This window comes from Scytonema sp. UIC 10036, from assembly GCF_009725235.1.
The window spans coordinates 1-12187 of the sequence record NZ_WJFC01000091.1; the positions used below are offsets into that span (position 1 = coordinate 1).

Sequence of the window (12187 nt, forward strand, 5' to 3'; positions counted from 1 at the left end):
ACTGACCAATTTTTCTTCCAAGCTTCTTCTAAAAGCCCCTTGACAACTGCCTTGCAGCCTTAACTTGTGACAAATGAGAAATTGCTTCCTGGCTATACCCATCTGTTCAGCCATAGCCTTGTGTACTTCTTTTGTATAACCCAAGCCAATGACAACTTTTGGCGTGACTACATCGGCTTTGACAGAGAGGGGTGGTTTTTTAAGTAAATCTATTAGCCATTGATAGGAACCTTCTGGGTCTTCTTCAATATCTGATTTGTGGATAATATCAATAACTCCCTTTTGCCGCCGCAGTTTTGCTGTTTCCCGTCTAAATAACTGGTTATTACCTTCGCTACGAGATACAGGTGCAGCCGTAACCACAATAATCTGGATATCAGAGCGTTGAGCAACAATCTCTCGGATCACACCGCTACCTTGCCACCTCTGCAATTCCCGTTGTTCCTCGACTACGGGAATTGGTGTGACATAGAGGATTTCATCGATAAGTGCAAATTTGACTGATGGGTTTGTTTTAGCAATCTTAATAGCTTCTTTTGCATCTTGAGTTGCATGGCATAGAAGCATAGCTTGTCTTAGACGGCGTTCGTGCCGTGCAAGCCAAGTTTCTTCATCATCTAGCACTAGGACACTAAAGTCAGTCACACACTCTTCCTCCTAAAAAGACGGAAAATATTTTTCACCAGTAGATTGCAAGAGGTCTTTCAAATGATTGAAAGCTTCTTCCAATCGGTTAATTGCTTTTTGGCGTTGCTCATTATCATAAATATTAATTTCATCTAGTGCTACTTGAAAATGCTGTTGCAGTTGCCGACTCTCGCGATCGATAGTTACAACTGTATGACAGGCGACACGCGCATCTGCTCGCAACTTTTCCACAGTTTTTTCTATCTCTTGTATTCTTTCGCTATCTTCCTGGGGTGACTTTTTGAGATCCTTAATACCTTCAAGACATGATGTGATTTGTTGGTCGCAAAGCTTTTGAGATGCCCTTAGCTCCTTATGTAACAATTTCAAATTTTCTGGTTCTAAAGGCACGAGTTCTTTTATCTTCTCCAGCAATGTAGAAAGCATCCAAGGAGTTTCACAGCTATCATGGGCACCCTGTCCAAAGCGCAAAACTCGGTGCTGCTGTTTTAAAGTAGAGAAGGGGATGGAAGATAATACTAAAACGGCTCCATTAAAACCTTTCAGACGAAGTTTTGGTAAGAGTGCTATTTGGTTTTCGGGAATGACAAAGATAGCTTGCTTGAGGAATTTCAAATTGTGCCGATGCTCGTTTTCTTCAATAAAGAGTTGCGGTATGCCGAGGAATGTAGATAAAGCAGCTGTTACAGAAGTACTAATCAAACTACCTTTGATGGCTACAATCAAGGAAAATGGTGTTTGAATTGAATCTGCCACTAAATTGATTGGTTGTAACCCTAGTTTATCCACTATAATTTTATATGCAGATGTTACTGTCTGTGGTGTTATCGACCCCTCAGAAAGCAAAGATGAAGGACTGTTAAAAATATCTTTCATTAAAGTATCAACAGCAGATCTAGAACCATTTTTTATACCTGCTATCATCCACTCATTCTTCAAGAATTCTTCAAGATAGTGATACTGTTGTCGATCGCCTTTTGAGATTCCCAAGGCTTTGAGCCACCAAGAGGAATGCCAAACTTTTTTATCTTTAAAATAGATTGATATGTAAGCCTGACATAGTAGTGATAAAGCAGGCAAAAATTCAAGAGATTGATAGCAGACAGAGGGTAAACTTTCTCTCTCTCCAATTAAATAATTAACTATTTCCTCAACATCTTTGGATTCAATTGCAAAATTAGGTGAAGTTTGCCGTAATATTGGAAGTATACCTTTTTTAGCAGCAGGAGTTCCGGGGGTATTGAATTCAAAAACACAGTCAGAAGTTACATGACTATCGCGCCAAATATATTCATCACTAGAATGAAAAAAGATAGCATTAAAAGAAGAAGGTAATTTCCTTTCAGGAATAATCACTCCTTCTGTATCGCTGATAGTAAATTTCCTGTAATCACTACTTGATACAATGACATATACCTCAGCAAAATAATTGATTAAAACTTGTGTCCAGAGAGAACTTCTACCATCTCTGCAAATAACACATACAGTGAGATAAGGTTGATTTGATGATTGTGTCGTATTCATATTTTCCTTTTACTTTCTTGATGCAACTATTAATGTGTCTCCTTCCATGTAGATAACTCCCGGACCCATAAATCCACTTTCACTTATTGCCATTTGACGCCATAGACGTAAAATGGCACTTCTCGTGTTTTCAGCAGACTTGGGAATGGCGATCGTCTCTTGCTTAAATATTGTAGAAATAGTTTGAGCTAAAGATTCTTGACGATCTGAGGATGGATACCGAGTATCCCAACTAAGTTGAAATTTCAATGTTTTGCCTGACTCATAGAAATATACACTTTTGACTTGAGACTTTCCGGATTTATTCTGACGAGAATTTTCCTCATTTCGAGGAGTAAATAAACAAATAAAAAAATCATAAAGAGCTATAGCTGAAGCACGTGCCGTTGCTTTATCCTGTAGAGCAAAAATTGGACTTGTTGCTTGCTTTGCTTCCACCCAAGTTTCGGCATCGTTCGTAAATAGATTGACATTATTGTAAACTTTTTGATAAGCCATTAAGGCTATTAGATAAGCAGCGCCAACAGAAAGATGTCGCTTGGCATTACTATAATTTTGACCGCAGAAAAACTCACCACAAAGGCACTTTAGAGACTCATGGATATTGTTAGCTGACTCTTCATTGTCCCACCATGTATCAGGTAAGTTGACACCTAAAGCAGCCGAAATTTTTCTTTTGTATTCAGCAGCTAGGAAAGTATTATCACTATCTGTAGTGTCATAGAGAAATTGACTAACTTCTGAAAAGTTATGCTTAACTAAGACTGTATCGCTATCGCTTGAAAACCATCTGTCTGAGTAGCGCCACAACCTGCAAAGAGGATGTTCGTCAACATCCAACCAATTCAAAAATTCTTCAGGTAATAGCTTATAATCTTGTTTGCAATCATGAATGTGTGTTTTTTGAAAACACTCTAACTTATGAGGGTTACGTAAATCTGCACCACCTATACTTAGATGAGCGATTTTTTCAGTTGGTAAAGGTCGGTGTTCTTGCCAGTAATTGACAAATTCTAGACCGTGTGCTTTACTTTCCAGAGTTTGCAGACCGTGAAAATAATCTACTAATAAGTACAGCTTGATGTTTCGGTCTTTTAACTCATCTATCCAGGATTTTATAGCATCAACAATTAACTCGATATCTTGTTTTTGACATGATTGAGGCAAGTCAAAAAAACCGATACCTAGTGTGTCATTCAAAAGACTAACCTTATCGAAAATAACTTTCAGACCATAACCGTGTGCATTAGGAGGATTATCAGATACAGCTAGTTTAAAACAGTCATCAACAACAACAATAACTTTCTGACCGCTATCTTGCTTCCAAACGTATCCTAACCACTTATTTTCGTAATTGTATCTTTCCAGTTTTTTCATAAAGGCTCATTCCTGGTAATAATTGTGTGCCAGAAACCATCTTTCATCTCAGGTCCAGCAATCTCAAAAACCCCCTGCATACGCTTAGTTAAAGACTTAAAAAATATCGCATCTCTTGGTTGTTCTCCATAAGGCATTTTGTTGAATTCTTTTCTATTCTTAATTATCACTTGTTTTTGATTCACCTGAACGCGAAGATAAGGGCTGGGTTGAGCGGCATATTTAGCACGAAAGGCGTGATATGCGGCTTGCCAAAAACAATGATGAAAACAGATAGCAAAACCTCGGCATCTCAGCCAAGACGGACACTCTCTGTCTATCCATTCAATTGCTTCTTCTGTAGAAGCTCCAAACACTTCATCTCTAAATACAGCTGTTGGCTCTTCTGAATTCATCAATATTTCTATGGCTCTATCAACTGTATTCCTATCAGCTTCTTGTGTCTCAACGTCAGTTATCTCTTCTGAGGTTCGAGTATAAGTTGCACGTCTCAGTGCATGACATAAGCTAATATCAATCAGTTCCTGAAATACCCGTTTGTCTGTTAGGGTTTCCCATTCAGGAAAATCAGGTTCTGGGTCTTCAGAAATATTTTTATTTGGGTTGAGGTTAAAATTCCCCCAAACATCAACTAAAGATTTAAGCTGCCAAAGAGATGCTTTTTTTCTTTGCTCTAATTGTCTCCTCACGGGGTCATCCCAAACTTCAGCAACTAGCCCTGCTGCTTGATGCGCTATTTGACGTGATTGTTCTTCTCTACCCCGCATCTGAATTTTTTCTGTCTCATGTTTCTTGGCTTGTAGTTCTTCGTACAAACCAGGAATCCGAACGCCTACTATTTGCATCTCGCCATCTAATTCTTGACGAATTAATTCTTTATGTTTGTTTGACAGCCATTCTGGAGCATAAATATCAATACCGTATTTGCGATAAACCAATGTGTTACTTGTAGCTGACGTATTAGCTTTTTCTCCTGTTTTAGAAACATTGAAGCAAACAAAATAATCTTTTACAGTTTCTAAAAATAAATCCTCAAAACTCAATTGCTGTTTGAGTCTCTCTTCTACTCTTGATAAGGCATCAAACCTCAAGGAGAATTTTAAAGTTTCTGAAACTGTTTGAATAACATTGTAAATTTTGCAATACTTCTTCTTATCAAAAATTTCAGGCTTTTTCTGTAGCGGATTCGCTACCGTTCTGCTATCGTCTTTAGCATATAGGTAGGCAAAGCCTGCAAACCAATAAGTATCAATTACTAATGGGTAATGTATCAAGTATCTATCTGAAATATCTTGACGTTGATAGTTACTGTATTTAATTTTATGGACTAAAGACTGTTCTACACAAGCAAACCAGCGATGATGGGGATCGTCAGATAATTTTCTAGTCCAAGTTTTGCCATTTTTTAACTGACTGATTTCTAATTCTGCTAGATGGTCTAAACCTAAATTTTGAGATATTTCCAACAATAGGTTGTTGGTACGTATACTCTTTTCTTGAATAAATAATCCATTGATAACTCTGAAGAAACGTTCTCTATCTTCTTGCGGGTCTCCTAAAGGAAATAACTTTCCTAACTTCCAAGCTTCATAGATAATGGCACTAGCTCCAAAGTTGGTCGGAATATACTCTACTTCATATCTTTGGATTAATTTTCTAATAATTCTTTCAATCTCTTGCAAGTCTTTATCAGAAGGAAGTTCTCCAGGCTTTAAATGCTGTACTTTTGTGTCATAAATTTCTGAAAGAAGCTTCATCTCCGTTCCTAAGTCTGACAAACCCAGTTTATCTGATTCCCGACTTGCCCACCTGACTGATTGCCAGTCCAAACTAAGGTATTCTGCATTTTCGTATAATCTTTTTAAGTCTTCCAAAAATGACTCTGGTTGGTAAGCGTCCAGCAGTTTATCAGAAACCTGTGGGTCAAATCTTCTTCTTATAATAGTTTTCCCGTTTTCTTCACATCTACAATTAAATAAAGTTTCAAATATTAGAAATTTTGGTTTGTAAGTCTTACTGGGTTCGCTCAAGGTTACATAATTTGCGGCGTCTGTGTCACTCATGGAGAAAACCGCTAAGGATTCTTGAACCCTCTCAACATAGCTTACAAAGTATGGGTTGGAGGTCATCACACGTTTACCCGTCTAGCATATTTAGTTAAGATTGTAAATCTTTCAATTATGAAGCAATGATAAATTTATACTTTCTTTAGCTTTGAGTAGCTTTATTGAGGCAAAGTTGCCACTGTTGCTAGAGTCAGTGGCGAGCGCATATATGTTAAATTTATAAATTCTAGACTTAACTCTACACGCAGTAACTTTGCTGTTAATTCAACCTCTAGAAAGACTAGAGCCGTTTACATACATAGATGCGTTTTGAAATTTATACTCGTTCCAAACGCAGTTAGGATCTTTGCAGTTGTAATTGCCATAAACTGACTTAGCCAAGAGAGAATCACCACCCAGACAGTAAGCAAAACAAACTTTCTGGCGGCATTCTGAGTTACTGTAAGCAACCATGGAATGATAGAAAGGCGACTCTGGTAATAATGCTTTGCGGTAAATCTCCTGGATGGATTCTATCTGGATATTACCTACAGCTAGCTTAGTGTAATCTTTTTGGGTTAGAGGTTCACATCCTCCAACTACGTAACCGTCCGATGAAATTCGCAAGGTATGTCGCCAGTATTCAGGGATGAGCTCTGGACGGAGAGTGATGGTTATAGAATCATTGACACTAACGTTTTGATACAGATGACCGTATTTGTCCTGTCGAATTTGTTCTGGAATTAACCAACCACTATCTATCAGTGCAGGAATAAAAGCAGCACAGTAGGCACAAATCTCAACTAAAATGGTCACTGGCTGTGAAACTTTTACTGGGACAAGCGATTGAGATAAGCTATCTAAAAACTCTACTATATCCCTCTGTTGTAGCTGATATTGCTGCATTTTGACTGCCATCAAAAGACCAATATCAAACCATTGCACTCCTTCTTCAAGAATAAATTGATGAATCATACGAATAATTGAATCATCATTAAAGCGATGGAGTGTAGCCGCAACGATTACCCTTTCTGCTAGCTGTCGTTTTATGGCAATTCTTAAGTTTTTCAACACTAAATCAAAATTACCTTTTCCTCGAATTTTATCGTGTTCATTACGCAAACCCTCTATTGAAATATCCAAGTAATCTAATCTAATTCGTTCTAAATCATCAGCATATCCGTCGATCGCTAATCCGTTGGTGACACCTCCAAATTTTATTTCAGGATATTTTTCGCGGAGCTTTGCTGTATGTTCAAAGAATGGTATAGACCGCTTGGGTGTTAGAGCATCTCTATCTACGATCGCGATCGTCCGCGTACCAAGTTTTTCAACCATGTCTGTCACTGCATTCAGCAATACAGACATAGGAATCAACGGGCTAATCATGGCTCCACTATCGTATCCCAAAAAGCAATGCTGACATTCCAGCCCGCACGTATTGCCTATACCTAGTTCCACCTGCACGGGATGTGAGTTGAGAACTAAATCTTGATACAGCCGATCGCCAGTCATTTGTTTGCGACCTAAAGCCAACCACTGTCTGACAATACTAATATCATAACCAATAGGGTCACTATACTTGGCATATATTCCACCTTTACTAGCTGCTAATGACATGAAAACATAGACCTCCTTGATATAGGTTGTTTATTTTTCCTCCTTCATTGTTAAAATAAACTACATTTACTAACTGCCAATTTGGCTTACTAATAGCAAATTTATTAATTATTTAGTCAATTTAGTAAGAATTTAGTCAACAATGAAATGAGTTACTAAAACAGCCTAATCCCACAGGATTTCGGTCAAATGCTCACACTATCCTGCATTCAAAGCTATTACCAATAAGAATGCTTGTAACCCAGTTACAAGCACTTTATCTGTAGATAACGCCTCGTAGACTTGCCTTTACAGGAGTAAGACGTATTCCAAAATTGCTAAAATTCTAAGTTGATAATTGGTACTTGTAACCATCGATTTTGCGTTTTTGGAATATTATCCAGTGAAATAACAGCTACTGAGGGTTGCGCCACCCTTCATAAGCAGCGATCGCAATTTCTGCTGCAGGATGGTTGCAAAGTTGTTTTAAAGTTTCTGCGCCACCCGATTGTAATGCAGCAATAATCCTAGCTCGAAGCTCTGGTTTCTGGTCAACTTCTTTTTTGAACTCAGCAGCAATCACTTGCTTTTGAGCATCAGTTGTCACTGGGTACTTTTGAGAAAGGTTATCTAGAAGTTTCTGAATTTCTGAAGCAGCTTCTATCAAGTTTTGCTTTTGAGAGTAGTTATACTGGTTTCCAATTTGATCGCCGTTAACAATACTACGAACGTTCAATCCACCTAAATTATTTAAATTCCAACTGGTTCCAGACATAAATGTTTCTCCTAAAAAATCACTACAAACTTTTAGTCATCCAATAATTAATAAGAGTTACAATTAAAGTTCTTTGTTCGGGCTTCGCTTATCAAATCTTTATCTCATCCAACCTTCAGCTTTTTTACCCCTATCAAAAGCTTGTAAATGAGTTACAAGTTTTTTCTTTTATAGAAGCGCAGGCATACAGTGGTTATTTGTTTGCAGAGTATACTTATAAGGACATAAGATAAACCACCATGCAATAAGAGAGAAAATTTAAGACTTTGAAACCAATTTAGGTACTTAGGTACACCATTTTTTTCTTCTTAAAGTGGCTTATTTGTTGGTTTCCTCATCTCCTAACCGATTATGCTGACTTCCAATTTGATTTCCCTGGGTTTTACTGCTAACGTTTATCGCTCCTATATTCACATTCATAAATGCAAAACTTATATTAATGCGAATAAGAGCTAACAGCTTGCGAAGATTACTCATCCAAGATTCTCTCTGTACAAGCTGAACTGGGTCTTTAGTTCTCTTAACCCTCTTAATAATATCAATTAGGTGAGCATATGAATCTTCTGGATTGGATTCAATTTCTGACTTGTTAATAACGTTAACACCCAAAATCTTTCTCAAGGATGTAACTTCTTGCCAAAATACTTCTTGTAAAAATGCTGGCGTGTTCCAGCCACTACGTTTGGCAGGTGCAGCAGTGATGAATATAAAATGAGTATCGATTAAGCCAGCTCTCACAATCTCTCGAATCACGCCATTTCTTTGCCGACGTTTTAAGTTTTGAAAGTCTAAAACGCTCCAATTTCTCACAATCTCTCGAATCACGCCCTTTCCTTGCCAACGTTGAAGTTCTCCTTCTTGAGAATTAGAAATAGGGGGGATAAACAAAATTTCATCAATGAGAGCAATTTTAATTTTGTTTTTGAGCGCAAACTTAATCGCTTCAGATGAATCTTGAGTGGCGTAGCAATTAATGCCAGCATTTCTTAACCGTCGTTCATGTTGAGCTAGCCAGTATTCATCATCATCTAAAATTAGAACTGGAGGTTCTTTATAAAATTTATCTAAACCAACAAAAACCGAGGTTAATTCTTCATCGCTTAACCAATCTTGATAAGCTGTAGCAGCTTCGGTAAGGTGAGGAATGGCAAGGCTAGCTTTAGCAATCTGTATCTGATTGGGTGTCGGAGGAATATCTCGCGCTACTGCTACCATTGCTTGACAAAAGCCGCGCTTGAGTTTTGAGGCTTCCTCTAAATCTTCTAGTTTGAGGCGCAGTAATTCCCGAATGCGTTCGTGAATTTGGTAAGTGTCTGAAGCTAATTGTTGCAGCAAGTATCGCTGAACTAAGATAGTGCAGCTTGCTTTGATGTCCAATTCCAAATCGCTAGCGCTTGCTGCTAATTCTACCAAAGACCAAAGGATAGGAGCTAGGGCAAACAAACTCAATAGACAAGCCAACTTTTGCGCCTCTGGTTCTAAACATTCCCAGTTGAGTTCAAAGGCTGCTGTTACACCAGATTCGCCAACGGAAGCTTGCTTTTGCTGTAACTGTGCGAGGATGTCTGCTAGCATAGTACTCCCCTTGGCTTTCGGGCAATAGCTGCTATTTGGTATATTCCAAAAGGTATGTAGCCCACATGTTTACAAAGTATTTTTGCTGACTCTGGATCTTGTTTAACCCGCTCCTCTCCCAATAACTCTTTTAATAATTCTAACGCTGCATCTGGTGATAATTCACCTAACGCAAGTGAGGAACATGGTAAAGTTTGTTGGCGAGTGGTGATTAATACCTTAAACTGAGAACCGTGTGGTGGTAGATAGTCTTTAATTTCCTCCCAGTCTGTGACATTATCAAACACTAGTAATACCTTACCCGATCGCCAGTTTTTCCAACAATACTGAATTTGACCGTCAAGGCTGAGTCCTGAGGGATTGAAGTTAGGGAAATGGATTCTGCCAAACTCTGTCAACTGCGTTCCTATTTCAGTTGCTTTGACGACGTTCAACCAACAGCACCCACCGTCATAATTTTCTAAGTTCTCCAAAGAGTAGCGAATCGCTAATTCTGTTTTACCCACTCCTCCCTCGCCAGTGACATCGGTAATCGCCCCAATACCCTTCTCGTGCAATAGCTGATGTAATTGTTCTAGCTGTTTCTCTCTACCAACGAATATTTTGGCATTGCTTGGAGGAATATTGTGCGGTATGTCAAAGGGATTGAAATGTTGTTCTTCTTTGTCTCCATTCCAACTGCGATAATACCAATAGGTCGGAAGTTGTTTTTTCTCTAACCCTTCCAGACGCTGTTTGACTTGTTCTGCAACGTCTTTCATATTCGGTGGAAAAATCTCCGCAGGTGCTTGTTCTAAAGCTTCCCGCACTGCTTGGGAAAAGTATCCTGTTTTCTGAGGACTGACTTTGGCTTTTTCTCCATCTCTAGTAGCAAGCAAGATAAATTGTTGACTGTCTTGCCTAGGTTTACCGCTATTAAATATTTTACCACCTAGGTGAGTTGGTCTTTTAGGAAGGTCAAGGTAACAATTGGCACAAGCATCAAGAAGACAAATATGATTGCGAATTTCAAACCAATCTGAATTTAACAACTGTAGTAGTGTGTTTAAATCTATATTCTGCCAATTTTGATAGGTGGCATCAGCACAAAGTAATCTGCGATCGCGTTCTGATGTAATTAAACCATGTCCTGCCCAAAAAATAAAAAGTAAATCTCCTGACTGTCGCAAAAGAAAATTATTAATGATGTCGTCAAGATTTGGTAAGGTAGCTCCTGCTACTGGTAACTGGCATTGTCTCACCAGTTCCTGATTTTCTTCTACTGGCGACAAACACAGCCTAATATTTTCCTGAGGTACACCCCGCTTGTAACACAGCCACTCAGCGAACTTAAGAGCATCGTTGACTGGTCCCCCACCTTTGACGTTCCAAGTTGAATTTTGATACCTTTCAATACCTACAATTAGCCCGAATGTTCGCTCTGGTTTGGCGGTTATTTCCGTCATTATTGCTACCTCGGGAGAATCTCCATGATATATTCCCAAGTTTTGTCCTGCTCCCAGTATGCACTGTGGGAACGTGGAAATGGCTGTTTGCTATTGACCAATTCGTCCCTAACTTTGGGAAAGATTTGACTTCCTTTATAACTAAGGAAATCCCTTAAATCGTAGATGTTTAACCATTCTGGAAAGTGTTCTGGCAGTGGTTGACCAAATTCTAAACTACAAAGGGCGTTAATCTCATATAGAAATGGTACTTGGGAACCAACTGTCACCAAATGTGCGACTTTAGGTAAAGACTGTTCTACTAGTAAATCTACGCAAGCGATACCACCTAAGCTATGAGCAAGTAATACAACTGGTGGTTCTGCTTCTGCGATTGTTTCTCTGATAAAATCGCGGATTTTTCCACCTCGCGCTTGATACAGTAGAATGTCACAGGGCATGGGCGAAATTTTATTTGTTACAGCCCCACGTTTTCCTACCACATAATTTGTTCCTATAGGTAGCGCTAGTCTAGCAATTTGTTCCAATGCCCAATCACCTAATCCCAGCTCAGCTTCAGCCAAATCCAAACTGAGTAACTCCACAAGTTGATCTCGCAATTTTGCGTTGGTAAGTACGGGCGCATATTTTTCTTGCTGATAGCAAATTAGCATTGCTTGAGCTGCGATCGCTCTAGAGATGACATTGCTATATTCACCTAAAGATTCTGCCGATACATTGTCCCATGCTTCGTTATAAGCATTAGATCGTATCACTGCTTCTCGCGCTTCACCAAACACCTCTGTGATTCCCGCTTCGGCTAACTTGGCTTGCAGTTTGTCTGACGGGGTAAAGTTATCAACACGAGAACGGAGTTCATCTAGTGGACTTTCTGCAAAAGGGTTATCACTTCTTTCTTCGCCCGGTTTGAGTAACAGCAACCGCAATTCATACAACGGGTCGCAATATAATTGCTTCCATCGAAGAATTTCTTTGTCCTCTTCCTCTTCCTCATCAAGCGCTAGGGTTTCGTCATACCTGGGAATAGATGCGCCAGAAGCAAGTAAACTTGTCCCTAATTTGTCACCCCAAAGACAGCGTTCAATCTTAACATCAGGACGTTCTGCGTAAATTTTTTTCTCTATTGTTTTAAAGGTTTCCTCGTATTCGCGCCCTCGCACTCCTGTACCATGTATAAATATTACAGTTGTCATTGCCTT

9 protein-coding genes are annotated in these 12187 nt (G+C 39.0%); all 9 read right to left on the reverse strand.

The features are described from left to right. Positions 1-645 (reverse strand): hypothetical protein (locus tag F7734_RS33365; RefSeq protein ID WP_155748833.1); only part of this gene is annotated, 645 nt, incomplete at its 3' end. 12 nt (positions 646-657) lie between these two features. Then, a complete protein-coding gene (locus F7734_RS33370) occupies positions 658-2172 on the reverse strand; it encodes a hypothetical protein (RefSeq protein ID WP_155748834.1) in 1515 nt (504 codons plus the stop codon). 9 nt (positions 2173-2181) lie between these two features. After that, positions 2182-3549: a hypothetical protein gene (locus F7734_RS33375; protein ID WP_155748835.1), complete on the reverse strand. Its 1368-nt coding sequence runs from the start codon at positions 3547-3549 to the stop codon at positions 2182-2184. After that, positions 3546-5612: a hypothetical protein gene (locus F7734_RS33380; RefSeq protein ID WP_155748836.1), complete on the reverse strand. Its 2067-nt coding sequence runs from the start codon at positions 5610-5612 to the stop codon at positions 3546-3548. The genes F7734_RS33375 and F7734_RS33380 overlap by 4 nt, the downstream gene beginning before the upstream one ends. A 267-nt stretch (positions 5613-5879) precedes the next feature. After that, on the reverse strand, positions 5880-7214 hold the full coding sequence (locus tag F7734_RS33385) for a radical SAM protein (protein ID WP_155748837.1): 1335 nt from the start codon (positions 7212-7214) through the stop codon (positions 5880-5882). 394 nt (positions 7215-7608) lie between these two features. Then, on the reverse strand, positions 7609-7968 hold the full coding sequence (locus tag F7734_RS33390) for a hypothetical protein (protein ID WP_155748838.1): 360 nt from the start codon (positions 7966-7968) through the stop codon (positions 7609-7611). A 318-nt stretch (positions 7969-8286) separates the two neighbouring features. Further along, entirely contained in the window at positions 8287-9543 is a 1257-nt protein-coding gene (locus tag F7734_RS64120; RefSeq protein ID WP_243147226.1) for a hypothetical protein, read from the reverse strand. After that, entirely contained in the window at positions 9537-10988 is a 1452-nt protein-coding gene (locus F7734_RS33400; protein ID WP_155748839.1) for an NB-ARC domain-containing protein, read from the reverse strand. The genes F7734_RS64120 and F7734_RS33400 overlap by 7 nt, the downstream gene beginning before the upstream one ends. A gap of 5 nt (positions 10989-10993) precedes the next feature. Further along, positions 10994-12181, reverse strand: coding sequence for a hypothetical protein (locus F7734_RS33405; protein ID WP_155748840.1), 1188 nt, complete (start codon positions 12179-12181; stop codon positions 10994-10996). Positions 12182-12187 lie beyond the last annotated feature (6 nt).